The sequence below is a fragment of the Cyanobacterium sp. Dongsha4 genome (assembly GCF_036345015.1).
Classification (GTDB): domain Bacteria; phylum Cyanobacteriota; class Cyanobacteriia; order Cyanobacteriales; family Cyanobacteriaceae; genus PCC-10605.
The window spans coordinates 3,728,383-3,753,826 of record NZ_CP084098.1 but is presented as its reverse complement, the minus strand read 5'-3'; the positions used below and the strand labels follow the sequence as shown (position 1 = coordinate 3,753,826).

The window sequence follows — 25,444 nt, the reverse complement described above, 5'->3', positions numbered from 1 at the left end:
AAATTTGAACAATATATTCTGAGTATGTCTTTAATTCATATTTGTGATCATGAAAGCTATCTAAATCAAAGGATAAGACAACAATACAACTCTGGGGAAGATTCTATTCAAACCTTTGAAAACAAAGGTGTCAATCAATATATAATCTATTTACCATCACCTCACCAAACATACGAAGACATTACCCTAGAGCAAGGACTTACAGAGGGCTATAATATTGAATTTAAACCTATTCAAGAGCAAAACGCCTTTACTCGCCAAATTCCTCAAGGGGGACATTTTGTGGTAGTGATGAAACAAAGCAAAGTTGATGGTGATTTTGCGATCGCCGCTACAGGAATTTTTATTCGTCCTATGGCAATTTTTAGCCTTGATGTCATAATTGATCCAAATGAAGAAGAATATCAATCTTTGGTGATAAAACATTCTATCATTAGAAATTATCCCTCAAATTGGGAAACAATATTAAGACTATTTCTTAATCGACAAATGGCTATCCACGAACTGCCACAGTTAGTAAAATACGTTGATCGCAATTACAACCTAGATTTTAGACCTCCATCTTGGGATGAATACTATACCAGTTCAAAAAGTTTTCTTCTAGTATAAATACATACTTTAATTTGAAGGGAAGAAGGTAAAAATAGATCGTTATACCAGTTTTTATCATGACTGGCTCTCTCACCACTGCACAAACTGCAAATTTCCTGTTCACAAACCTTGATGCGAGATTATACTAACAGGATTTTACGTGTTCTTAAATTTTGGACTAACTACCTAATATTAACATAGCGTAAGCAAAAATGCAAGAAATGCAATCAACTTTTCCAATATTTATGATTGGGAGTTGTGGGAGAAATTCTTTTAGAAAAAACTTCTTTCTCAGAGATGACGACTTATGGCTTACACTATCCCCAATGAATGTGTCCAATGTGGTCTTTGTGTTCCAGCTTGTCCTACTAATGCTATTCAACTAGATGCAAATAATAATTATTGGGTAGAACCCGGATTATGTAATAACTGTGAGGAACAAAATTCTCCTCCCGCTTGTTTGAGTTATTGTCCCGATAATTTACCCGTGCCTTTGCCCCAGAAAAAAGGTCGTTATAAAGTTGATTTACAGGCTTTGCCCACTCAGTATCTTTTTGCTGACGGTTACAGTAATCCTATGTCATCGGCGATGGTCATTTGGGAGGCTTGTAATATATTAGCTAAAGGTCAAATTTTCCCTTGGCAAGTTGATGAGCGAGGTAAGGTTTATCATGAACGTCAAGTCAAGCAAGGAAAAGGTAAGATTGAGTTTAGACTCGCTGATGATTTGATTTCCGAAAACCCTGAGACGTTGAGTTACAAAGAAGCGTCGTCACTGCTTGAGTCAATGGATATTCGCTCAACTTGTTTGCATTTAATTTTTGCCGCTTCTATTACTGCCCTAGAAAAGCCTTGGGAACAGGAAATTGTTTTAAATAATCAACAGATTGAAACCTATTTAGGTTTGGACAAACGTAAAGATCTCAGTAAGGCATCAAAGCTGACTCTAATTAAAGCATTAGTTCAGCAACCCTGTCAACTTGTTGTTAACATCAATTGGTTTCAACAAGGAAAAATAAAGTCTTTTTCTACTCCTCCAGATCGAATTTGGCATCTAGTTGCGATCGAAAATCACTTTCAGGAAGATAGTCAAGGTTATAAACACTTAGTAAGCATGACTTTCAAACTTAGGGCGGGAATCTGGTCAAAGTATTTTTTCAATATACAGGGTTATAAAGAATATCTTGCTTATTATCAATATGGTACATTACCTAAATTTTTATTAAGTACGGTTATGGGGGTGTGGCATCAACACGAAGGGGCTGTGAGAATTATGCTGTGGTTATTGTTTAAAAGTAAAATGGGCAGACAACAGTGTATCACTGTCTTGAAATTAATGTATGTTGCCTATGGAGAAGCAAAAGTTCGGGAAGATTCCGCAGAGAGAGAAAAGAGAAAAAGATTAATTCGTAGATTTGAAAGTGATTTAGAATTACTTGCTTCTTATAATATCAAGGCAGTTTTTGACCCTGTTACTTATCCTCTCAAGATTCAACCCTTATGGGCAAGACTGGCAGATATTCCCGAAGATGCGGACGAATCTTTGGATTTTTGGATTAATGATGCCAATAATGAGGATAGTATTACAAATTCTCCTCCACCCGGAAAGTGGAATTTATTAATGAAATCTCGAATTCTTCAGTTTCAATTACCCTCTGAGTGGAATGAAAAGTTATCTAATTGGGAAAATAAAAAACAGCGTAGAAGCAATACCAAAAAGAAAGTTAATAATTTATCGATTTTAGACGGCAAACAAATTGCCAATGCTAGAAAACTACAAGGAATAAGTCAAAGGAAATTAGCAGAAAAATTAGGTAAGAGTCAAAGTTGGATTAGGGATTTGGAAAAAGGTCGTTTTTCCGCAAAACACCATGATAGATTGAAAATTATACAAGTATTAAATATAAAGCAATAAAATAATTGACCAATTAAAGAAGGCAATAAGGCTTTTCTTTTTATCCAGAATTTTCCTGTTGCCAAGGGGCTGTTGCTTCTTACCTCGCCCGAAGGGCATTAATAAAGAGATTATCTTATGGAAAGAACTAGAATTTTTAATTAAAACTGTTCATTATTATGTATTTCATTCAACATGGGAATTGCTGTAATTTAGTAGTTGTTTAAGATATTCATTACCAATACTGGGCTTAAAATGATTTGCGTCAAACCAGTTAGAAAAATCGTCAGGTGAATTATATAAATAAGGTGCGATCGCAACTTGACAAGAAGTGTTGCTGTAATTTTTCAAGTCTTGTCTTAAAAACTCAATAAACTGATTTACTTTTTTCTCTGACACAGTTTTCCGTAAGTTTGGTGCCATAAAAAATACGATCTTTATCTTACTTCGTTTCTCATCGCAGATGTTTATTATTTTGCGGATTGATTGAGAATAGAACTCAAGTTGTTCAACCGATAATAGTTTATTAGAATCGAAACGAGTTTTATCCTCTTGAGTTATTTCCGTAAATAAGAGGGGGGAATAACCAACAGGAAAACAGTTCAAAGTAGTAAAAGTATTATTATCTGATCTACTATTTATCAGAATCTCAAAAGATGTTTTTGTGGTTTGTAAACCAAATAAAAGAGAAGCTAGTGATAATTCTTTTTGGTGTTTTTCAGGCTTCATCCATGCTATTTCTATCAAAAGTGTGCTTATACTTTTATTGTCAAATAGGTTTTCAGTAATTTTTAAAACTTCGGGGGGTTTGATCCTGTGCATGGCAATTTTTTGTATTGTAGAATTGTTGCAGGTATCCATTCCATATAAAATTCTCGATGTTCCTATTATTACATATTTACTCTTATTTTGTTTTGCTATTGAACGGGAATAATTTAAAATATAGGCATCTTTGTTATTAAAAAAACTATGGTTGTGCGAATGATTAAAACCAACAATTATTTTTTTGTGAAAGAATAAAAAAGGATCTACCAATATATTAAATAAAGCGTTAATACCTATTGGTAGCAGAAAGGTTGATAACAATAATGTTAAATATAATTTAGCTGAGATATTTTTATTGACCATAAAAATAAACTTTTGTGTTAGAAACAAGAAAAATATTCACATACAAGAGTATCCCAAGAGTTATTCCTTGCCATATTTTTTTACTCCAATAATAATGAAATAAAGAAAATTTACTGCTTTTATATAAAGAGAAAATTTCTCCCGTATTTGGTAAGAAAAAAACTATTAAGGTAAATAAAAGTAAATAAAACATTGGCAAAGTACCCCCCATTCTTATATTAGGGAAAGTACCAATAATTTGAATAAAACCAAATAAGTTTTCTGGCAGGCCTAAACGCAATAAAAACTTCGGTAAAGTTATATAAAAATTCCCAAATGAATTTAATATGCTTTCACTCAAAATATGAGCATTAGGAGTTATGAAGTAACTAAAGCTCAGTATAACAGCTATAAATAAAACAAGGCGTTCCAACATTTGAGATACAGATGATAATCCAAAAAAAATGGTCTTTTTACTATTATTTTTTAATAACTCAGTAATCACCAAAAGAGATGCACCAAAAGAGATTGATATAAAATAATATATATTGATACCTCTAGAGATATGCCATAGTCCATTGGCAACATAAGTTAGATAAACCGCTATAGCCCAAGCAACACTATAACGTAACTTCATAGGCAAATTGATTATCTTTTTCAGATTCATAAATACAGGTTGAAAAACATATTCTCGCATAAAACTCATAATACTCATGTGCCAAGAATTAATAAAATTAGACACAGATTTAGCCTTAAAAGGAGAATCAAAATTAATGGGTAATACTAAGCCAAAACATAAACCCAATCCTATTGCCATGTCAGAGTAAGCAGAAATTTCAAAATATAGTTGTAAGGCACTGCTCCATAACAGATAAAAAAGCTCTGTTGCCGATAAAACTATATCAGGAACATTCTGTAAGGCTTGATAAATACTATCTATGTTGTCTGAAATATTATTTGCTATGATTACCTTCTTCGACATTCCCAATATAAACAGTGAAACACCTTGTGCTATTTTATTAGTATCTATCTGGAAATTTTCCATTACCTTGAATTGAGGTGCCGCATTACGATAATTTATTAAAGGTCCTGCTGGTAAGTAAATAAAACACATGGAATAACATAAGTATTGAATGTAGTTAAGTTTACAAACATTTGGTTTTGAGCAATCACACAAACTGGTAACTTGTTGTAAACAATAAAAGGAAACCCCTAAAGGTATTAGCAGGGATTCAAAACTGAAAGGAGAAGAATTTTTAAAAGATAAAAAAGGTAGAAAAATTTTGTAAAAAAGTAAAGGAGATAAACTAATAATGATCCCAATTCTTCTTACATAATTACTGTATTTAGGTTTATATAATAAGTATTGAATTAATAAAAAATTAATAGAAGTAATGGTAAATAAAATAATGAGGGAGATGCGATCGAACCTAGCCAGAATAGCAATGGAACAAATTATAAGAACTTTTAATGGATAACTTTTGTTTAATTTAGCTGAAAGAAGAAATAGAATTAAAATAATGGGACAAATAATTAAATAATACTGAGCAAAAGAAATAGACATCTAAATTTTATCTGTAAATATTTGATTTTTTAAACACCAACTATAAATAACATTTAATTGACTGTTTAAGAATTGAAAGCCACAAGCCTTTCGTTGAATTTTTCCACTAGATGTTTTCGGAATTGTTCCTTGTTTAATTAAAACAACTGCATAAACAGATAATTGATATTGCTGTGCGATGGTTTGACGAATTTGCATAATAACTTCATCAAAGTTAATATTTTTACTATTGTCAATTTCCGCAACAATAATTAACTGTTCAACATTTTCAACTTTTACACAAAAAGCGGCGGAAGAATTATTTTGCAATTGTTGATGACATTTTTTCACCGTTTGCTCAAAATCTTGAGGATAATAATTTTGTCCCCGAATGATAATTAAATCTTTTAATCTTCCAGTAACAAATAACTCCCCCTCTTTGAGAAATCCTAAATCTCCTGTGCGTAAAAATGAACCCTCTTTTGTATCCGCTAAATAGGCTTTAAATGTTTGTTTACTTACTTTTGGTTTATTCCAATAACCTCTAGCCACTGATGGACTTTTTACCCAAATTTCTCCCACTTCGTTACTCGATAATTGAGTGAGGTTTTCTGGATTTACAATAACTATTTTCGTGTTAGGAATTGGCACACCACAACTAACGATTATTTTCCCTTCTGGTTTTGTTGTTTCTACTACTTTATTCTCAGCTAAAAATTCTGGCAACACTTGACGAAAAGTAAGTTTTTCCAATGTTTTTTTCTGGCTAATAGTTAAAGTATTTTCTGCTAATCCATATCCCGGAGAAAAAGCAGTTTCAGAAAAACCATAGGGGGCAAAAGTTTTAGTAAAACGTTCTAAAGTTTCTATATTAATTGGCTCAGATCCATTTCCTGCTGTTTGCCAACTACTCAAATCGAGGTTTTCGATTTTTTGTAAATTTTTTTGTAAATTATTTATGGCACTAACACAGTAATCATAGGCAAAATTGGGAGCACTGCTATGGGTAATTTTATAATTAGAAATTAATTGCAACCAGCACAACGGCTTCTTAATAAAGGTAAATGGAGAGATTATATAGCAAGTAATGCCTACATATAGAGAAATTAATAATGCACCTACTAAACCGCCATCATGAAAATGAGGTTGCCAACTGAGCATTTTGCTGTCCGATCGCAAATATACAGTCAATGAAATGTTAGGAAAGAAATTGAGCAAGTTATTGTGAGTAATAATTACTCCTTTTGGTTCACCTGTAGAACCAGAGGTATATTGTAAATAAGCAATGTTATCTGGAGATAGTGATGGTTTGTTCCATTTTTTTATTGATTGCTCATCAATATTTTCTATACTCAGCCATTGAATGTTGTTAAATTCAGAACTAATTTCCCCCAACTGAGATAATAAATTACTAGGAGTTAAGACTAAAGTTGCCTTCGCATCTTCAATGACTGTCCTAATTCTGGCTAGGTTTGACGCTTTCCTAAACATATCAGGGGGAGGTAAGGGAATCCCGATAATTCCTGCATAAATACAACCAAAAAAAGCTATTATAAAATCTAATCCTGAAGGGTACAGTAAAATCACTCTTTCACTTCTTTTCACTTTTGATTGTAAATACCCTGCCACTGTTTTGGCTTTTTCAGCTAACTGTAAATAAGTTAAACTATCACTAATATTTTTACCATCAGCTAAAAAAATATAAGCCACTTTATCAGGATAAATTCGAGCTTTATCTTCCAGTAAATGAATTAAATTAGTAATTTGTTGATTTTTCATTGTCTAAAGCCCAGTAAATTTAGGAAACTGGAGTAAAGGTAACAGGAAGAGATTTCAAGCCTCGGAAAAAAGTAGATTCTAGCCATTCAAGATTTTGAGTCGCTAGTTTCATATCAGGCATTTCCTGTAGCACTTTTTGCAAAACGATTTCCAATTCTAATCGTGCCAAAGCTGAACCTAAACAATTATGAATACCAGTACCAAAAGCTAAATGATGTTTTGATTTTCGAGTAAAATTTAGTTCATTAGGGGAGGGGAATTGTTCTGGATCTCGATTTGCCGATCCCAAACTCAAACACAACCATTGATGTTTGCCAATAGTTTTTCCACCAATTTCTACATTTTCCAAAGCAAATCTACCAGTCATTTGCGTTGCGGAATCATAACGAATTAATTCATCAACTGCATTAGGAATTAAAGAAGGATTATCCTGTAGTTCTCGCATTTTTTCAGGAAAACGCAAAAGAGCAAGAATTGCATTACCAATTTGCAGACTTGTAGTTTCTTGACCACCCATAAATAAAAAAATACTATTTGCTAGTAATTGATTTTCAGTAAGGTCATCATTTTGCTCTCGATATTGAATCAGAGAACTAATTAAGTCAGATTGAGGAGAATTTCTTTTTTCTCTAATTAAATCCATCATATAATCTTTAAACCCCACTACCCCTTCGTCTAATTCCTGACGCATCCGACTGGTGGGAATCAGTTCCAACATATTAGTTAATTGTCTTGACCAAATTTGTACTTGCTCCTCATCAGCAGAGGGTATCCCTAAGATTTTAGAAATCACTTTAGTAGGTAAAGGTTTCGCTAAATCCTTGATAATATCCATTTTTCCCTGAGTTTTTATTTCGCTCAATAAATCATCAACTATTTGAGCAATTTGTTTTCTCCTGTCATTAAGATTATTAAAAGTACTCTGGTTAAATAATTTGCTCGTAACTGGACGAACTTTGTTATGGTTGGTTATGTCTAAATATGGGAGCAAGTCTTGACTAAAAACAGCAAAAGGGCAATTGTTTTTTTTTGTCTGTGAAGATAAAAGATTAGAAGAAGTTTGAACGATAAAACGTTGATCCTGTAAAGCTCTGACAATATCATCATAACGAGTTAAAATCCATCCTCCCATAAAACTTTTATGAATTGGTTCTTCTGTACGAAGACGCTCATAAATAGAATAGGGATTTTCTCTATATTCTGGAGAAAATGGGTTAAAAAGTTGGGCTTTTGTCAGTAATTTACTATCCAACTCCTGACTATTATTTGTTTGGTTTATGCGTTCAACAATATCCATAATGATTTTATTTTGCTAATAAGTGCTTTGCTAAAGATTCTATAGTTGGATTTTGATAAATTAAAGTAGGATCTATTTCACCTCCAAATTTATCTTCTAAATCAGCAATCATGCCTAACGCAGTTCTCGAATCTAACCCATATTGTTCTAAAGGAATAGTTATCTCTATTTTTTCCGATTCTATTTCCATCACTTTAGCAATATAAGCAATTAACCACGATTCTACTTCTAATAATTGACTTGATTTTTGAGCTTGAATGCTATTTTCTGACATTATTTTTATCCTTAAGTTGGTTTAACTAAATTATTTAAAGTTTCATCTAAAAATTTTTGTTTACAGAGATAACGTTGAATTTTCCCACTAGATGTTCTAGGAATAGTTCCCGTTTTGACCAAAATTATCTTATAAATTTGTAACTCATGTTCTTGAATTACTGCCTGACGAATAGCTTTTACTACTTCTTCTATGATTATTTGTTTTTGATAATTTCTTGATACCTCGTGAATTACTACTAATTTTTCTTCTCCTTGAACTGGCACAGAAAAAACTGCACCCCAAGAATTTTTTAAACTATCATGACTTTGAGCAACGGTAAATTCTATATCTTGAGGATAATAGTTTCTCCCACCAATAATGATAATTTCTTTTAAACGACCAGTAACAAACAGTTGCCCCTTTTGAATAAATCCTAAATCCCCCGTACGCATAAACAGCTTATCTGGATCTTGTTTTAAACTAGCTTGAAAAGTTTGCTTTGTTTGTTCTTCATTATTCCAATAGCCTTGAGCTACGGAATCACTTTTGAGCCAAATTTCTCCCACCTCATTATCAGATAATTTGGTTAAAGTTTCTGGGTTTACAATCAGTAATTCTTCATCCAACCAAGTTTGACCGCAACTTACTATTTCTTGGCTATTTTGCGTAAAATTAGGAATAATTTGGTTTTTTTGCAATGCAGAACTTTCCACATGGGCAATAACTGGTATTTCTGTCTTTTTGCCTCCTGAAACAAATAATGTTGCTTCTGCTAAACCATAGGAAGGATAAAATGCTTCTGGGCGAAAACCACAAGGGCGGAAATAATCAGAAAATAATTTGAATGTTTCTATCCGAATTGATTCTGCACCAGTAAAGGCAATATCCCAGCTACTTAAATCAAGATTATCTCTTTGTTCGGGTTTAACTCTTTGGACACATAAATCATAAGCAAAATTAGGAGCTCCACTGGTGGTAGCACGATATTTAGAGATTGCTTCTAACCACTTTAAAGGACGATGTAGAAATGTCATAGAAGACATAAGATAAGAGGGGATTCCTAGATATAAGGGTTGTAAAATTTGACCAATCAAACCCAAATCATGGTATAAAGGCAACCAACCCAGAAAAATAGTTGTTTTATCATGTTCAGAAGCTCTTTGAATCATTTTTTGATTATGAAGCAAATTTTCATGACTCACTATGACCCCTTTTGGACTTCCAGTAGTTCCAGATGTATATTGTAAAAAAGCTATGTTGTCACCATTAATGGGAATTTTTTGCCATTGATTACTTAAATCATCTTTAAGAGTATCTGTTGCACACCAATGTAGAGATTTTAATTGTTCAATTTCTGTAACTCTTTCTTCTAAATTTGCCAAAACCGATTGTTTGGTTAACAATATTTGTGGTTGGGCATCCTTCACGATGGATTTGATTCTGTTAAGCGATCGATTGGGGCGAGGAGGATATGCAGGTACAGCAATGATTCCAGCATAAAGACAACCAAAAAAAGCAATGATAAATTCTAATCCTGAAGGGTACAGTAAAATAGCTCTTTCACTTCTTTTAAATTTTGATTGTAAATACCCCGCCACTGCCTTTGCTTTTTCGGCTAACTGTTGATAAGTTAGACTATCACTAATATTTGTTCCATCACCTAGAAAAAAATAAGCTGGTTTATCAGGGGCGAGAGTGGCTCGACTTTCTAACAGACTTACTAAATTCTCAATTTGCATTTTTTATTCATAGTTTAATTAACCTAAAATCTACTTACTTTGTTAATGCTGGTTTTGATAAAGTCTTTTCTTTGAGACGACTCCATTGATTTCCCATGAAGATGCGATCCCAACATTCTAAAGCATCTGACCACTGAGCCTTTGAGCCAGAGTGTAGTTCACGTTTATTCTCGATGCGCATATGAGACGACATTCCGTTAATATAGGTTCTGCATTCCCGACAGTCGAAGGTGGGATTAGCACATTTTAAGTTACTTTTTGTTTGATCTACAAAATATGTATGATGTACATTGTTTGTTCTACAAGCGCAGTTAGTTGCAATTCCCTCATTGTCTAGCTCATATACTTGTTCGCTAGTTACCCAATCATCGTAAGCCATCGAATAAATAATTGTATCTGGATATTTAGCCTTAGCTTGTTGGATTATTTGACGTGCCTGTTGATAGTCACTACGACTCATAACTAAGTTGCTTTCATCGTTGCTAAATCGAAAATAATCCGATCCCTTTTCATCAATAGTACCCACCAAAGAATTTTGATAAACTACAGTAGGTGAATAGTAATTGAAGGTCATCGGTACGCCGTGTTCAGAACATTTGTGAGCCATCGGGATAATTTCATCAAGATTAAGAGGGTTTATTGTATAAACAAACATTGCTCTGGGGTCGTGGGCATAATTACGGAAGGCTTTTTGAGTCACATCAGCACCCCGTGTTAAAGCTGAAGTGTCTTCACCACCCCACAGAGATATATGAATCCTAAACCCAATATCATCTGGGATACGCTTTGTTCCATTGGTAACAATCATGCCAGAAGGGATAAACTCCCATGCGGCACGTATTCTGTCAAGTACAAGGGCAGGTTCTGCTCCAGCTAAAAAGGCAAAGGTGATTCCACGTTCTGCTTCTTTTTTAAAAAATGATCGCCAAGATTCATAATCTTCTTTTTCATTGTGTTGGTAGGCGTGCTCACCTGAGAAGAAAAGACAGCCTTCACAGGTTAAATTACAGCGAGAAGAAATCTCATAAGTGGTGCTTTTAATTAGTCTGATCGCCTTAAGAATTTGAAGTAACTTGGGTGTGATTGATTTTGTCATTATATATATTTTTTGACCCCAAAGAAATGGTATTAAGTGCAGAAAGAATAGTAGAGTTAATTACTGTTAAATTTAAGTTAGTAAGTTACTATCATTTTCTATTGTTGTCAATCTATTTCTTAAGACTTGTTATGAAAAAAAGATACAGAGCCAAATAAAGTAGGTTTTTTTACAGTAGTTATGATAAATTTTTACTTAAAAAAGGTGTCAGGTTAAACCAAACTTAAAAAGTTATAAATTATTATTAGATAATCTTCTGTTCCCCGTTCCCTGTGTCCTATTTCCTACCCTAACCAAAAATTTACAGACTCAAAGTGAAAGAGCCATAAAGTAAATTCTTTTTTGCTTTTTTTACTCACCAATTATCATCAGTTGCATAACTAAACATGACCAAATATTTTTGTGCTTTTTGCTTAAAGATTTCTTTTTGTTCTTCAGACATTTCTTTTTTCCAGCGTCCCCTGCCATCAAATATAGGCTGATTTACTTGCCAGTTTCTTAATTGTAAAATGTGTCGTATATCTTCCAATTTTTCTGGTTTGGTAACTTTTTTATTGTTCATATAGTAGAATGGCTGTTGCTGATCATCTAATATTTTTGAAGTATAATCCTCTTCTAAACAAAGAAAAATATGTTGTAGAGTTTTCTCCGTTTGAGTAATTAGGTCTTCATATTTAACTAGCTTAAGTCGTGAATCATCTAAAAAATTCATTCCTGCAATAATAGAAGCAATCCAATAATCTACTAAAGTTTCATATTCTAAATTTTTGAAAAGAGGAGATTTCATTTGTGAACAGATAACATCTCTACCATCTCTCAACATCCAAATAATTTTACTTTGAGGGCGATGAGCAAAAATTTTTCCTAATGTGTAGATGTGTTCTGGAGTTTTTTCTACCCAATATCGTGTGTCATTTTTATCACAGATTTCATCAAACACTTGCAATATTCTTACAATTTCTGAATCAGACTTGGTAAAAATAGCACTTTCATAGTTAATGGCATAAAGTAAGGGATGATTATTTAATAGCTTCAGCATTAATGTTGTACCACTATGAGCCCAACCTGTCACAAAAACAGATTTCCTAGTTAAGTTTTTTTGAGATTTATTTGGGGTTATTAGCTGATATTTATCATGCCAAGCCTTGACTTCTTTCGCATTAGAGAGCCAAGCCTGAGCATATAAATCAATTGCTTTAGCCCTAGATCCTTTTTCAGGTGTTTGAGCGGTAATTTCTGCCAAATTTTGATAACACCAGCCTGAATTTGGATTTAATTTTAAGGCTTTTTTATAAATAGAAATAGTTTGTGTGAAATCTTCTTTTTTAGCTAAATTATCTTTCGTGTTTCTATAAAAAAGTTCTTGATATAAATGAGGATAATTTTGAGTCATAATTATAATTAGCCTGATAGACTTACTTGGAAATTTTAGGTAACTTGGGTTTTGTCTATTTTGCCATATTATATTAGTAATCTCAGAGAAAAACAAATTTCAAATTTTATCTTAATCTTAAAGTTATTATCAATGATAGATTTACAAATTATTCTTGAATTTCTAATTAAAAAAACATCAGAATTAACAGGGTATAGCATTAATGAAATTAATGGAGATACTTTTTTACTTGATCTCGGAATCGATTCATTCAAGGCGATAATGCTATGTGGTTATATTGAGGATGAATATCAGCTAGAAATAGAACCTTTAGTAATGTTTGATTGTAAAACCCCTAAAGAAGTGGCTTCTAAAGTTTATTCGATGATTACCAGTTCCAAATAGCCATTAGAAGAGACATTCTGTCTATTTGCTCTTAATTAAAATAAATATTGAACTTAACACCCGATATTATGAGTTAACAGGGATTTCTTTTGCTATCTACGTTAAACTTTTGTTTAAGGCTATTGTCATTATTCTTTGTTCCTTTTTCTAAGTTTTTGCCATGAATACTCAACAAATTCCACTTTTCCCCCCTCGCAGTTTAGAGGAATTGGTAAATGATATTGAAATGTTGACGGCGGAAATTCAAGAGTTGTACTGCCAAGACTCTCTTCCTTGGATTATTGGTTATAGTGGGGGCAAAGATAGTTCCTGTATTTTACAACTAATTTGGAATGCGATCGCATCTTTACCAGAAAAAAAACGACACAAAAAAATCTATATAATTACAACAGATACACAGGTAGAGAATCCAGTGGTTGCCCATTGGGTGAAAGATTGTCTCGAAAGGATCAAAAAAACTGCACAAGAAAAAAATATGCCTTTTGAGCCTCATTTAATATATCCTGCGGTAAAAAATACTTTTTGGGTTTGTCTAATTGGCAAAGGCTACCCCGCCCCTCGTAATGGTTTTCGTTGGTGTACAGAAAGAATGAAAATCCAACCTGCGGAAAATTTTATCAAAGAAAATGTGCGTTCTTATGGAGAGGTAATTTTAGTTTTAGGCACTCGTAAAGCCGAAAGTATTACTAGGGCGAGAAGCATGGAAAAACACGCAAAGGGAAGATTTAGAGCTCGTTTAAATATCAACTCTCGTCTGCCCAATTCCTATATCTATACACCCATTGAAGATTGGCGTACCGATGAAGTTTGGTTGTATTTACTGAAGTATCAAAATCCTTGGGGAGGAGATAATCAAGATTTATTTACCCTCTATCGAGGTGCTACTGCCGATAATGAATGCCCCTTGGTGGTGGATACTTCTACTCCTAGTTGTGGCGATTCTCGCTTTGGTTGTTGGGTATGCACGATGGTAAGTAAAGATAAATCCATGGAAGCCATGATTCAAAACGATGAAGATAAAGATTGGTTGCAACCTTTGCTAGATTTGCGTAATGAGTTGGATATTCGAGATGATAAGGATAAAAGAGATTTTCGGCGTATTTATGGCAAAGTAGAATTATTCACCCGTAATAATGGACAGGATGAATCAATACAACCGATTCATGGACCTTATCTCAAAAAGTGGCGAGAATATTGGTTAAGAAAATTATTGGAAGCACAGGTAAGTGTTCAAAAAAATGCCCCTCCTCAATTCCAGAATTTAGAGTTAATTACCATCGAGGAGTTAAGCGAAATTCGCCGTATTTGGTTAGAGGAAAAGCACGAATTTGAGGATAGTTTACCTCGCATTTATCAAGAAGTGACAGGGGAAGAATTTTTTGATCCTCGTCTTGGGGCAGGAAATAATCTTTTGGGCAGTGAAGAATGGCAATTACTAGAGGAATTGTGCGAGGGGGATGCCATGCACTTGGAATTAATGACCAAGTTACTTGATATTGAAAGACAATTTTTTACTAAAGTTCGTCGTGTTGGCATCTATCAATCCCTTGAAAAATGCTTTGAAACCAGTTCCCGTTCTCAAGAAGATGCGATCGCAAATGCTAAGTATATTCAAGAAGTAAAAGAAGCGGCAAAATCAGGAGATGTCAAGACTTTGCAACAAAAATTAACATGGGGTAGTTTAAAATTTACTAAATCTTAACTCAACCTCAGTTCGGTTTAAGAATATCGGACAAGGTTAGGTGTCAGGGTATTTGTGGATTGGGGGATTAGGGGATTAGAGTGTTGGGGTTTTAGGGAAGCGTGTTAATTAAACACTTTTGTCTTCTTCAATTAATTTTTTCCTCTTGCCAGTCTTCATCATTCCAATCAATTTCCTCCATTTCGTCATTAGCTATAATCTCATTATCTGAATTATCTTCATTTTCTAACCATTCTTGCCATTCTTCTCCAACTTCTAGGTTTGATGAATTATCTGTCACAGCATTATTAATTACTTCTTCATTCTCCGAAGACATAGAATCCTCCTCTAACCATTCTTGCCACTCTCCTCCATCAGAAGAATTATCGATGTTAGCACCATTAGTATTAGCAATAGAGTCTTCAGAATAATCGTTGTCGATAAATTCATCCCAGTTTTCTTCTTCGGAATTAATAATAACTTCTGCGGACTCTTTTTCCTCATCTTCTGAGATAAAATCACCCCAGTCTTGTTCTAAGTCTTCTGTATGAGAAATTTCGTCTTCTTCCCCTCCAACAATGCTATCAACAATGTTATCTACCCAGTTTTCTTCTTCTTCTTGGGGTTGATGGTTGTCTAATTCTTCTTGTGCAAAACCAAAATCTTGGAAATCTGTTTCTTTTTGATCTGTTTTTCCTTTAATGGAAATAACGTTATTTTCTGATTTTTTAAACTTATTGATGGTAGCAGAATTTCCAGAAATTATTTGTAAAATTCCGATCAGAGTTTCCCTATTTTTGTGCCAAGTTTCGTAGGCTAACTGTCTTTGTCTTTCATGGAAATCAACAATATTAATTGTATCCGAGTTATCTAAAGTAGAATTATTAATTAAGTCTGGATCACTAACTTTATTACTTATTCTTCCAAGAAGATTAATCAAAGTTTCGATAACATCTTCTTTCTTGCCCTTAGATTTTGTAGTGATTTTCAATTTTAAATTATTACTAAAAGCTAAAAGTAGAGCTTCTTGCAATTTATTTTCTTTGATTAATTCCTTCATCTCTTCATAATTGTTCATAGTAAATACGCCTTTTTTCTAAGATTTATTTGTAAACTTAATAGTAACTATAAATAATAATAATTAAGATAATTCTTGATAATTTTGCTTTAACATCACAAACATTTGTTGTAAACTTTGCACGTTTTGCAAAATATGATTATGAGCATTTTCTAGTTCTTCAAAATGGATATTTTCTAAACTTTTGTCTCCTAATTGATGCTCGATCTCATTTTCTAATAAATCAATTAAACTATGACAAGCTGTGGAGTCATCACCGTTGATATTAGCCGTCATAATCTCTATTTTCATGGCTTCTGAAATAGCGATCGCCATTGCTTCTTCTAAATTTCCTTGTCTAATTTGGGCTTTGACTTCTTCGATTTTACTCATAAAATATTTATCTCCTTTTAATCTTCCCCTTAGCTTATCTTAAAATTAGCCCAAATAATGAATAATTATGAATGATGAGTTATGAATTTAAAACGGTCTATTATTTCCTCATTTCTCCCATTTCCTTTTTCTTATTACCTATTACTCACTACTCAATTAACTACTCTTTTAACCAAGGTTTCATCGAGTTTTCCCAAGAGCAAATTTCTTCTTCACTAAACCACAAGCTAATCTCTCTTTGGGCGGTTTCAATGGCATCTGAACCATGAATAATATTACGTCCAATCTCAATTCCGAAGTCACCTCTAATAGTACCTGGTTCGGCGGCTAAAGGATCAGTTGCACCAATTAATTTACGAGCGGAAGCCACAACCCCTTCTCCTTGCCAAACCATTGCTACTACGGGAGAAGAAACAATAAACTCTACTAAGCCATTGAAAAAGGGTCTTTCTTTGTGAACATCATAATGTTTTTCGGCTAACTCACGGGATACTTGCATGAGTTTTAATCCCGCAAGGGTAAAGCCTTTTTGTTCAAAACGTTTGATAATTTCCCCTACTAAGTTACGTTGTACGCCGTCGGGTTTTATCATAATAAAAGTACGTTCCACGAGATTCTCCTGAATTTATATATAAATTATCTTTCCCTAGAAAAGATTAACCTAAGATGGTAAATTAATGAAGAATTAAAAATAAAATTCTCAATTATTATTCACTACCTAAAACTTTAAATCTCAAATCTTGATTATGCCTTTAGTTAATCTTGACACTTTAATAGAAAAGGCGATCGCCTCTCAAGTAGTTAGTTTTCCTACCGATACATTACCAGCTTTAGCGGTCAAACCTAGTCATAGTGAATTAATTTTTGAATTAAAGCAAAGGAGTTTAGAAAAGCCTCTAATCTTAATGACAAGCAGTATTGAAGAAATTTGGCAATATGTAAAAGGCACACCTGAAGAATTAAACATTTGGCAAAATTTGGCTCAACAACACTTGCCCGGTGCATTAACTATGGTGTTACCTGCATCAGACAAGATTCCTCACACCATGAATCCTCTTAATCCTCATAGTATTGGTGTTAGAGTTCCCAAAGATGCGATCGCACAAGAAATATTAAGAAAAACGGGAGCATTAGCTACCACCAGTGCCAATCTCTCAGGAGAATCAGCGTTAACGGATATGTCTGACATTGCAGATAAATTCCCTTCTGTTTATGCCTTGGAGGTGAAAAACCTGAAAATTTCTGGTATTGCTTCCACAGTAGTTAAATGGATAGGTTCAGATTGGCAAATTCTTCGTCAAGGGCAAATCAGTATTGATAATTAGGGGTTGCAAAAAGCAGTGGTGTCAAGATGGTAAGAAATAAGCAAGGATGCACAGGGCAAAGGTAAATAGTTGATAATTAAAAGGTGACAGGTTTCAGGTTTCAGGTTTCAGGTGTTAGATGTTAGAAAATTTCCGAATTTTTAATTCTCCCTACTCCCTACTCCCCACTCCCCTACTTTTATAAAACCCCTAACCCCTAACTCATTTCCCCCCAATCCTCCAAAAACTTGAAACCCATCCCTATCCCATATTTTTGTAGTACTAATCTTTTGTGTTGAACTAGAGTAAATTTAACTTTGCTGAGGTTCAACTAGATTTTCTTTGCCTTCTATGACATGGGCAGAAATAATTTTATCTTCGGCGGTTAATTTCTCCAATACGTCTGCTCCTTCAGTAACATAACCAAATACAGCAAAACGTCCATCCATTAAGTTATACCCGGGCGGTGTTACTTCTGTATCAAATTTAAAGAAGAAAAATTGAGATGAACCCCCATTAGGATCTGTACTAGGACGAGCTAAAGCTACCGCACCATAAGCATTAAATGGTAACACAGGTTGAGCCAAGTACATTCCTACATCTTCAGTGGTAAAACCATAAATAGGTTCTGATTCTCCTTTCACTAAAACTTCGAGGGGAATAGCTCTATATTTGTTAGTATCTGGGTCTATAAAACCAACTTCTTTGCCTTCTGGATCTCCTGTTTGCAACACATAGTAATCCTCTGCACGGATGAAGGGTAAACCATCATAGAATTTACGCTCTACCAAATCAACAAAATTTCCCCCCGTCACAGGAGCACTATAACCATCGACAACAATGGTTAAATTACCTTGAGTTGTTTCAACTTCTACTTTCGCTCTTCCTAAAAGTTGAGGTAAATTGGCGTATTCTTCGGGTACAGTGAAAGGATAACCTGTCACCATATCTTCTTCTAATTCGGTTATATTATCAAGAATTCTGGCTCTGGTCAGATATACTTGCTCTTTATCTTGTTTTTCTACTAATTCTTGTAGTTTTGCCACATCTTCAGTGATAGCAGTAACTAATTCTCTGGCTTTGGGCTGTAGTTCTTCGGGTACACCTTGTACTAAATCATCTTGATGAAGTTTAAGTAAGAAAGCCGCATTACGAACTTCTTTTTCTACTGGTGCCCAACGTTTTGCTCTCAAATTTCGGGATATTTTTTCAATGTCTCCTTGAATTTGTCTGATAATATCATTATCTATGGGTAAAGCATAACGAAGTATTGCCTCTGGATCGGTGATGGCATCTCCTTGAGCTAAAATTGCTTGGGCAGGATGTAATCCCACTGGATTAATAATAGTAATTATCACAATTAAAAGTGTAGCGATCGCGCGGTGCAACTTCGTGATCGCATTTTTTAATAAACGTTTCCACCAATTAAGTTTCATGGTTATTGGTTTAATTTTGTTATGAATTCTTCATCTTCAATTATTTCACAAAAAGCAGGTTAATTAATTATAAATTAATAGTCGTACACTAAAACCCAGAGCCTAACACCTAAAACCTATTCTTAAATGATGGCTTGTTTCAAATCAGAACATAAAGATGCGATCGCACCCAAGCCTTCTTCCTCATTATCATTATTCAACTTTTTCACGAAAGCACTACCAACAATAACTCCATCTGCCCCCCAATCCTTAATTTGAGTTGCCTGAGAAGGCTCAGAAATACCAAAACCAACTCCAATAGGTTTATCTGTTACTGTTTTTAATTGAGCAATTAAATCCTTCACTCTACTCTGTACTTCAGAACGTACTCCCGTTACCCCAGTCACACTTACTAAATAGATAAACCCTTGAGATTTCTCAGCAATATGTTTGATGCGTTCCATCGGACTTGTAGGGGCAACTAAAAGGATAACCTCAATGCCTTTTTTCTGTGCAGTATTTAAAAAACCTTCCGCTTCCTCCAAAGGCAAATCAGGTACAACTAAACCTTTAACACCAGCCTCTGCAATCATTCCCAAAAAATTTTCTGCTCCTCGATAAAAAATGGGGTTATAGTAAGTAAAAAGAATAATAGGAATTTCAATTTTTCCCTTTAAATTTCTCACAATATTTAAAACATCTTCCAAACAAACACCCTTTTTCAAAGCCCTAGTAGCCGCCGCTTGAATTACAGGACCATCAGCCAAAGGATCAGAATAAGGAACACCCAATTCGATAAAATCTGCCCCTTTTTCTACCAAAATCTGAATAGCTTTTTCGGTGGTTGCTAAATTTGGATCACCTGCAGTAATAAAAGGAATTAAAGCACATTTATCTTGTTTTTTTAGTTCAGCAAAACGTTGAGAAATAGAAGACATAGTTAAAAATATTTAATTTATATAGCTAAAAGTAATAAGTAAAAGATGAGGAGAAGGGGTGACGGAGGGGAAGTAGAGGCTTAGGGTGTTGGGATATTGGGGTTGAATATATTCAACCCTTATGGTATCAGAGAGAAACTAATTTTTTATTGTCTTTGCCTATCGCCCCTTACAGGAAAAAAACCATTAATTTTCAGTGTTTAACTATCTTTTTCCGCCATTAATTTTTCAATTTCTTCGGGAGACATTTTTTCTAACTGTTTAGCAAAAAAAGCATCATCATAATCTTTAACCTGCTTATGATAGGTCATGTTATTTGTGAAAACCCGAAATAAATAAGTAACTACCCAGCCAAGCAAACCTAAAACTAATAAAACTTGACTCCAAATACCCGCATCATAGGCATCAAAACCAAGATATTGAAATATTACATAAATAATGCCCCCCGCAACAAACACGGCAAAGGCAATTAAAATAGCATCTATTCTTCTCATAAATTAATTATTTTTGTGTTAGCTTAATTCACGACGACGAGGACGGAAATTCAGAAAAGGACTTAATAAAAGCATTCCGGGGAAAGAAAAGAACACCATAAAATACATAAAAGCTCTTTCAAAAGAACTAGCAACATACCATCTTTGATTAAGATAAAAGTAAACTCCTGCAGGTATGATCAATAAATATAAGCCGCTTAAAGTTAGGTATAGTGATGCGGTAATGATGGTTTCTAAGCCGATATTTTCTAAGTTTAATAAGTTTTCCATTATCTATATAGTTTTATCGTTAAGGTTTTGTTCTATCTTATTAGATTACTATATTTTCAAACCATCTACTTTTTTAAATGGGGTGAACTTTAGTCATCATTTTGAAGATAAATAGCAATTATGTCTGTAGGAAGATTATTAATTAAATTACTATAACCTTTTGTGTAATAACTTTTTAATTCAGCAATGGTTAAATTTTGTTGGTGTTGTCTCAAATATTCTATCAGTTTTTCTTCCTGCCACCCAAATTTGTCTATGGCAACTATGGTTAATCTTTCCAGCGAATTTAATTTGTTTAAGCTCTTATTTAAGAAATAAATCAGAGGAATATATTTTTTTAATAAATCATAATCAATAGGATTAATATAAAAAGAGTTATAAATGACATTATGTTCCTGAAAAAAATTTTTGCTTAAAGTAAAAATAACATCTCTGAGAATTGTCTCTTCACTAATAGGATATTCGAGTAAATTATCAATAATATAAAACCATATTTGTTTATAATATTTATCTAAGCTAACTTTATCAATATAATTTTCTTGGCAGTCATTAATTAGCTTATGATAACGAATAAAAATTTCTACTAAATATCTAGCTTTACTAGGATTACTTTGCCATTTTTCCCACAAAAATATATCTGATTCTTTATGTAAGGGAATTAACAATTCATGATTGAGGTCTGAAAAAAAGATATTATTACTATTCATAATAGTGTCAAAATGCAATTATATTTATTTATTGTGATATAAAAAATATTTTTAAATAGCTATATATTTTAGTATTAAATTAAGTTTATTATATGAAATATTTTTAAAATAAAAAGCACAAGATATGATACATTGATGATTTAAAATACAACATTTTTAATTTTTATAACATTATTTTCCTAGGAATTATAATAATTACTCTTTATCTATCTTGCTTGTAGTTAATACTTAGGCCTTTTATAATGGTAGAAAAACCTAAAAAATTAGACTGATATGATTATAGAGGGGAGTTTGACCTTAACCAATATTTCTTTAGCGGCATTTTTCCCAGAATTAACAGATACTCTTTTCTCCACTCAGGGCATTATGGTAATGCTGTTAATCGCTTATGGCGGTGCGATGTGGATGTTTTTGACTAGCGCTCCAAAAGTTTATACTGTAATGGTGTCTGATTTGGTGATTGCTCAGGAATTTTATGAAAATCTATTAGGTTTACCCGTTGCAGATGTTCCTTTACACTATTACTATAACTATGAGCAAAGTTTAGGAGCAAGTGCTTTTGATCCTATTTATATGGGTTCTGGTTTTAATGATACGATGGTTAAGCCTAAAGATGGTTTATGGTATCAATTGAAAAAAAATAGTCAATTACATATTATTGGCGGTGCTAGTTTAGGTTATAAAAATTGTCAGCGTCATGTATGTTTCGATGGTGAATGTTTAGAAGCATTGTTATTAAGAGTACAAGCCCGTCGTTTGAAATATAAAATTCGTAGTGAAAAACCCCTTAATTTTTTAGTAAAAGATTGGGATAATCGAGTCATTGAAATGGCAGAGGTGAATAATTAGGTTATATTTGAAGGTTTTTTATACTATTAATTCTTGATTATTCAAATTAAATATAAATAGAAAATAAGTTGGTTGTCTTGTTTATTAAATATACCTATATTTTGATTCAATTTATCTTTGCAGATTATGAAAAAAATATGATAACTGAAAGAAAATTTTAGATCATAATTTGAGTGTTTTAAAAAATTTTTCTTGTTTTCTTACCCTGACTATATATCTTTAATATTTTCCTACCGAGTATAATTAATGTCTTATTCTCCGTTTTATTCTTTACAAGAAGGTAATTGGTTCAAGTTGATTTGTGGTGCAAGTTATCAACATTTGCCTTCTATTCGTAATTTAGCACTAATTTATACTCTTGCAGGAGCAGATTGTATTGATATGGCGGCGGATAAGGCTGTAATTCATAGTGCATTGGAAGGAATAAAAAAAGCACAAGATTTATTTTTAAAGGCAAGAAAAAAAGGCTATGATTCTCATTTTTCCCCCTTTATAATGGTCAGTATTAATGATGGTGAAGACCCTCATTTTCGCAAAGCCTACTTTAATCCTAACCTTTGTCCTACAGATTGTCCTCGCCCTTGTGAGTCAATTTGCCCGGCGGATGCTATTACATTTTCTTCTATTTATCGGGGGGTAAAGTCGGATTTATGTTATGGTTGTGGTCGTTGTTTACCGATTTGCCCTCTTGATTTAATCCAAACTGAATCTATTTTTATTACTATTGATACTATTGTGGAATGGTTAGATATTTTACCTATAGATGCGATCGAAATTCATACTCAGGAAGGACATTTCTCTCAATTTGTATCTGTTTGGAAAAAATTACAGCCCCATTTATCTAAATTAAAAGTAATTGCCATTAGTTGTCCTTATACACCCAATATAATGGATTATTTACAAAAGATTTCTGATTTTATTACTCCTTTGAAAATTCCCTTAATTTGGCAGACGGATGGGCGCCCTATGAGTGGCGATATAGGAGAAGGCACAACCCATTTAACCATTAAATATGCTCAGAAATTAATGAATAGCAATCTGAAAGGATTTATACAGTTAGCAGGAGGGACAAACGAATATACTATCAAAAAATTGTCTGAATTAAATTTAACTTCTAGGGTGGCGGGAATTGCTTTTGGCAGTAAGGGAAGAAAAATTATTGCTGATGTGTTACAAGAGCTGGAAAATATTTCTACTACTAATCAAATAGAAAATTACCCCGATTTACTGTGGAAGGGGGTTGAAATAGCTAGTAGTTTGGTGTCACCCTTGAAATTAGCTTCTGTAAGTTAAGTTTGGAGTTCACAAGTATGCTAGGATGGAAAGGCTAAAACAGTGAACCTATCGACAATAAAAGCTGATGAATATTGCTATCATTGCCAGTGTGATTCTCGGTATTCTTTTACTAATTATGACGGTGTTGTTTATTTTCCGTATAATTCTCACTTGGTATCCTAACATTGATCTAACTCAATTTCCTTACAGTTTAGCTTATATACCTACTGAGCCTTTTTTAGCTTTTACCAGAAAAATAGTGCCTCCTTTGGGAGGTATTGACATCAGCCCTGTTATTTGGTTGGGGATTATAACTCTGTTACGAGAAATTTTACTAGGTCAACAAGGTATTATTACTTTAGCCTTAAGGGGAATGTAGTTCTAAAAATCCTATTTATTTCTCAACCACCAAGTTGCAATCACTGACGAAGTTGCCTTTGTGCGATCGCAGCTATGAAACCGAGAGCAGGTATAATAAAAATGGCTAACCATGAAATCAAATTGGCTTGTAAAGGGGTAAGATTAAAACGACGATTAACAGATTCTTTCGGGCGAATAGATAAATTAGTTTCATCTTCATTAGCTAACCAAGCAACACTATTAAGAAAGAAATCACTGTTAAGTTGCTGAGAAATCCAACCATCCGTTGCAAAATTTGAATTGCCAATAACTAATAGTCTCGTCTCGGCAGATGTTTTATTTATGCGGTTTGCATCATTATTATTGGTAATAGGAGAGGGAGTTTTCATGGTAGGTGGCATCGGTAAATCTGTTTCTCCTTCTACCCTAGGTAATTCTTCCTCTGGATTTAAGCCAGATTCTTGAGAGGGAGTGAGATTTTCTGTTATGTTGTTAGGGTTATCGGCAATAACATCATTTTTTTTGCTTAAGGCAACACCTATATTTAAAGGCCCTTGTATGTCTTTTGTGGGATCAAACTCCACTGTTTCTCCTTCTAAATTACTTTCTCCCCAAGATTGACTATTAGTAATTAATAGGGGGATTGTTTCAATATTATCTTTGTTTTCTGTAATAATGGGTCTTGCCCAAGGAAAAATCGTCAAACCATTGTTAAAATCTTGGGTTATGGGATGTTGCCCATAATCAGTGATGATAGTGATGGAGGGGCCTAAGCCTAGAATTTCTCCTGTGCCTGATGAGTCAACCACTAGAGTATCATTAAAATTTATACCCCATTCTTCCAATATACTCTCTAAACTGGTAGGGCTTAGAGCATTATACATTACCATCAAGTTACCTCCCCGCTCTAAATATTGTTTAATCGTGTTTATTTCTCCTGATAATAATTCTCTATCACTACTACTAACAATTAATACATCGGCATCGGGGGGAATGAGAGGAGATTCTCCCAAGTTAAGGGGATTGACAATATAGCCCATATCCTGAAGATTCTTCACTGCTTGAGAAAAGCTACTTTGTCCTTGATTTTCAATATTTGCTTCTCCGTGACCTTGTATTATATACACTACTGCCTGAGTTTGTTTTTGTATTTTAACTATGGCTTTGGTTAATTTTTCTTCTGTTAATCTACTTTCAGGAGAGACAGTTTGTACTAATTGAGTGCGATCGCGCCATTCTAAATAAACATCACCGATGCGATCAACTTGGAATTTTTGTGTTAGATTAAGATTGACTTGAGGATCGACAAATTGAAAAGAAAATAGGTCATTATAACGAGCATAATTATTTAATAATTGGCGATCAAAATTATTTGGTGGAGAATCAAAAACATAGACTTGTAAAGGCTCTTGAAGATTTTTTATTACTTCTTGAGTTTGAGGAGAAAGAGTATATAATTTGTTCTCTGTAAAGTCGAATTTCCAAGAATATTTAATGCCTAAAAAATTAACTAATACTAATATTATAATTACCGAGAAAGTTGAAATTAAAGCATTAGTTGTCACTTCCGCACTTCTTAAAGACCAAAATTTTTTCTTTTTGAAAAATATAGACATTACAGA

The 25,444-nt window shown here is 33.4% G+C and carries 26 protein-coding genes; 9 read left to right on the top strand and 17 right to left on the bottom strand.

Translation table 11 applies throughout. From position 1 onward, the window contains the following. The first annotated feature begins 24 nt into the window (after positions 1 to 24). Positions 25 to 609, top strand: a complete 585-nt coding sequence (locus Dongsha4_RS16220; RefSeq protein WP_330203336.1) for a hypothetical protein — start codon at positions 25 to 27, stop codon at positions 607 to 609. 289 nt (positions 610 to 898) lie between these two features. Further along, the gene (locus Dongsha4_RS16215; protein WP_330203335.1) at positions 899 to 2,506 is read left to right on the top strand and encodes a helix-turn-helix domain-containing protein; all 1,608 of its coding nucleotides are present in this window, start codon (positions 899 to 901) and stop codon (positions 2,504 to 2,506) included. 165 nt (positions 2,507 to 2,671) lie between these two features. On the opposite strand, the gene Dongsha4_RS16210 is transcribed toward Dongsha4_RS16215, so the two are convergent. From Dongsha4_RS16210 to Dongsha4_RS16180, 7 genes are all read right to left on the bottom strand, one after another. Then, positions 2,672 to 3,307, bottom strand: a complete 636-nt coding sequence (locus Dongsha4_RS16210) for a hypothetical protein (protein WP_330203334.1) — start codon at positions 3,305 to 3,307, stop codon at positions 2,672 to 2,674. Between the two features lie 295 nt (positions 3,308 to 3,602). Beyond that, positions 3,603 to 5,156, bottom strand: a complete 1,554-nt coding sequence (locus Dongsha4_RS16205) for an MBOAT family O-acyltransferase (protein WP_330203333.1) — start codon at positions 5,154 to 5,156, stop codon at positions 3,603 to 3,605. Next, complete coding sequence (locus Dongsha4_RS16200; protein WP_330203332.1) at positions 5,157 to 6,914, bottom strand: fatty acyl-AMP ligase; 1,758 nt, start codon at positions 6,912 to 6,914, stop codon at positions 5,157 to 5,159. 19 nt (positions 6,915 to 6,933) lie between these two features. After that, positions 6,934 to 8,211 carry a cytochrome P450 gene (locus Dongsha4_RS16195; protein ID WP_330203331.1) on the bottom strand — a complete coding sequence of 426 codons (1,278 nt, stop codon included), beginning with the start codon at positions 8,209 to 8,211 and terminating at the stop codon, positions 6,934 to 6,936. 7 nt (positions 8,212 to 8,218) lie between these two features. After that, positions 8,219 to 8,485: an acyl carrier protein gene (locus tag Dongsha4_RS16190; protein WP_330203330.1), complete on the bottom strand. Its 267-nt coding sequence runs from the start codon at positions 8,483 to 8,485 to the stop codon at positions 8,219 to 8,221. 11 nt (positions 8,486 to 8,496) lie between these two features. After that, a complete protein-coding gene (locus tag Dongsha4_RS16185) occupies positions 8,497 to 10,206 on the bottom strand; it encodes a fatty acyl-AMP ligase (protein WP_330203329.1) in 1,710 nt (569 codons plus the stop codon). A gap of 34 nt (positions 10,207 to 10,240) precedes the next feature. Then, entirely contained in the window at positions 10,241 to 11,014 is a 774-nt protein-coding gene (locus tag Dongsha4_RS16180; RefSeq protein ID WP_330203328.1) for a hypothetical protein, read from the bottom strand. On the opposite strand from Dongsha4_RS16180, the gene Dongsha4_RS16175 reads away from it, so the two are divergent. Continuing rightward, positions 11,013 to 11,144 carry a hypothetical protein gene (locus tag Dongsha4_RS16175; RefSeq protein ID WP_330203327.1) on the top strand — a complete coding sequence of 44 codons (132 nt, stop codon included), beginning with the start codon at positions 11,013 to 11,015 and terminating at the stop codon, positions 11,142 to 11,144. The genes Dongsha4_RS16180 and Dongsha4_RS16175 overlap by 2 nt on opposite strands. 513 nt (positions 11,145 to 11,657) lie before the next feature. Here Dongsha4_RS16175 and Dongsha4_RS16170 read toward each other — a convergent pair. Continuing rightward, positions 11,658 to 12,695, bottom strand: a complete 1,038-nt coding sequence (locus tag Dongsha4_RS16170; RefSeq protein WP_330203326.1) for a sulfotransferase — start codon at positions 12,693 to 12,695, stop codon at positions 11,658 to 11,660. 132 nt (positions 12,696 to 12,827) lie between these two features. On the opposite strand from Dongsha4_RS16170, the gene Dongsha4_RS16165 reads away from it, so the two are divergent. Both Dongsha4_RS16165 and dndC read left to right on the top strand, forming a co-directional pair. After that, positions 12,828 to 13,079, top strand: a complete 252-nt coding sequence (locus tag Dongsha4_RS16165; RefSeq protein WP_330203325.1) for an acyl carrier protein — start codon at positions 12,828 to 12,830, stop codon at positions 13,077 to 13,079. 160 nt (positions 13,080 to 13,239) lie between these two features. Next, complete coding sequence (gene dndC, locus Dongsha4_RS16160) at positions 13,240 to 14,781, top strand: DNA phosphorothioation system sulfurtransferase DndC (protein WP_330203324.1); 1,542 nt, start codon at positions 13,240 to 13,242, stop codon at positions 14,779 to 14,781. 127 nt (positions 14,782 to 14,908) lie between these two features. Here the strand turns inward: dndC and Dongsha4_RS16155 are convergent, their stop codons facing one another. The 3 genes from Dongsha4_RS16155 to ndk all read right to left on the bottom strand — a co-directional run bounded on the left by Dongsha4_RS16155 (position 14,909) and on the right by ndk (position 16,820). Beyond that, complete coding sequence (locus Dongsha4_RS16155) at positions 14,909 to 15,838, bottom strand: hypothetical protein (RefSeq protein WP_330203323.1); 930 nt, start codon at positions 15,836 to 15,838, stop codon at positions 14,909 to 14,911. Positions 15,839 to 15,901: 63 nt separating this feature from the next. Next, positions 15,902 to 16,210, bottom strand: coding sequence for a hypothetical protein (locus tag Dongsha4_RS16150; RefSeq protein ID WP_330203322.1), 309 nt, complete (start codon positions 16,208 to 16,210; stop codon positions 15,902 to 15,904). Between the two features lie 160 nt (positions 16,211 to 16,370). After that, the gene (gene ndk, locus Dongsha4_RS16145) at positions 16,371 to 16,820 is read right to left on the bottom strand and encodes a nucleoside-diphosphate kinase (protein ID WP_330203321.1); all 450 of its coding nucleotides are present in this window, start codon (positions 16,818 to 16,820) and stop codon (positions 16,371 to 16,373) included. Between the two features lie 136 nt (positions 16,821 to 16,956). Here ndk and Dongsha4_RS16140 point away from each other — a divergent pair, with 136 nt between their 5' ends. After that, positions 16,957 to 17,535, top strand: a complete 579-nt coding sequence (locus Dongsha4_RS16140; protein WP_330203320.1) for an L-threonylcarbamoyladenylate synthase — start codon at positions 16,957 to 16,959, stop codon at positions 17,533 to 17,535. 290 nt (positions 17,536 to 17,825) lie between these two features. On the opposite strand, the gene Dongsha4_RS16135 is transcribed toward Dongsha4_RS16140, so the two are convergent. The 5 genes from Dongsha4_RS16135 to Dongsha4_RS16115 all read right to left on the bottom strand — a co-directional run bounded on the left by Dongsha4_RS16135 (position 17,826) and on the right by Dongsha4_RS16115 (position 21,338). Further along, the gene (locus Dongsha4_RS16135) at positions 17,826 to 18,950 is read right to left on the bottom strand and encodes a peptidylprolyl isomerase (protein ID WP_330203319.1); all 1,125 of its coding nucleotides are present in this window, start codon (positions 18,948 to 18,950) and stop codon (positions 17,826 to 17,828) included. A gap of 122 nt (positions 18,951 to 19,072) precedes the next feature. Next, positions 19,073 to 19,867: a tryptophan synthase subunit alpha gene (gene trpA, locus Dongsha4_RS16130; protein ID WP_330203318.1), complete on the bottom strand. Its 795-nt coding sequence runs from the start codon at positions 19,865 to 19,867 to the stop codon at positions 19,073 to 19,075. 200 nt (positions 19,868 to 20,067) lie between these two features. Further along, complete coding sequence (locus Dongsha4_RS16125; RefSeq protein ID WP_330203317.1) at positions 20,068 to 20,361, bottom strand: DUF3007 family protein; 294 nt, start codon at positions 20,359 to 20,361, stop codon at positions 20,068 to 20,070. An 18-nt stretch (positions 20,362 to 20,379) separates the two neighbouring features. Then, positions 20,380 to 20,631 carry an NAD(P)H-quinone oxidoreductase subunit L gene (ndhL, locus tag Dongsha4_RS16120; protein WP_330203316.1) on the bottom strand — a complete coding sequence of 84 codons (252 nt, stop codon included), beginning with the start codon at positions 20,629 to 20,631 and terminating at the stop codon, positions 20,380 to 20,382. A gap of 89 nt (positions 20,632 to 20,720) precedes the next feature. Then, positions 20,721 to 21,338 carry a hypothetical protein gene (locus Dongsha4_RS16115; RefSeq protein WP_330203315.1) on the bottom strand — a complete coding sequence of 206 codons (618 nt, stop codon included), beginning with the start codon at positions 21,336 to 21,338 and terminating at the stop codon, positions 20,721 to 20,723. A 273-nt stretch (positions 21,339 to 21,611) separates the two neighbouring features. Between Dongsha4_RS16115 and Dongsha4_RS16110 the strand changes: the two genes are divergently transcribed. The 3 genes from Dongsha4_RS16110 (at position 21,612) to Dongsha4_RS16100 (ending at position 23,841) form a co-directional block, all read left to right on the top strand. After that, positions 21,612 to 22,187, top strand: coding sequence for a glyoxalase-like domain protein (locus Dongsha4_RS16110; protein WP_330203314.1), 576 nt, complete (start codon positions 21,612 to 21,614; stop codon positions 22,185 to 22,187). Between the two features lie 246 nt (positions 22,188 to 22,433). Then, positions 22,434 to 23,480 (top strand): circadian clock protein LdpA, encoded by a 1,047-nt coding sequence (gene ldpA, locus Dongsha4_RS16105; protein WP_330203313.1) that lies wholly within the window; start codon positions 22,434 to 22,436, stop codon positions 23,478 to 23,480. A gap of 67 nt (positions 23,481 to 23,547) precedes the next feature. Then, on the top strand, positions 23,548 to 23,841 hold the full coding sequence (locus tag Dongsha4_RS16100) for a YggT family protein (protein ID WP_015219903.1): 294 nt from the start codon (positions 23,548 to 23,550) through the stop codon (positions 23,839 to 23,841). A 40-nt stretch (positions 23,842 to 23,881) separates the two neighbouring features. Here the strand turns inward: Dongsha4_RS16100 and Dongsha4_RS16095 are convergent, their stop codons facing one another. After that, a complete protein-coding gene (locus Dongsha4_RS16095; protein WP_330203312.1) occupies positions 23,882 to 25,438 on the bottom strand; it encodes a GldG family protein in 1,557 nt (518 codons plus the stop codon). Positions 25,439 to 25,444: the final 6 nt, after the last annotated feature.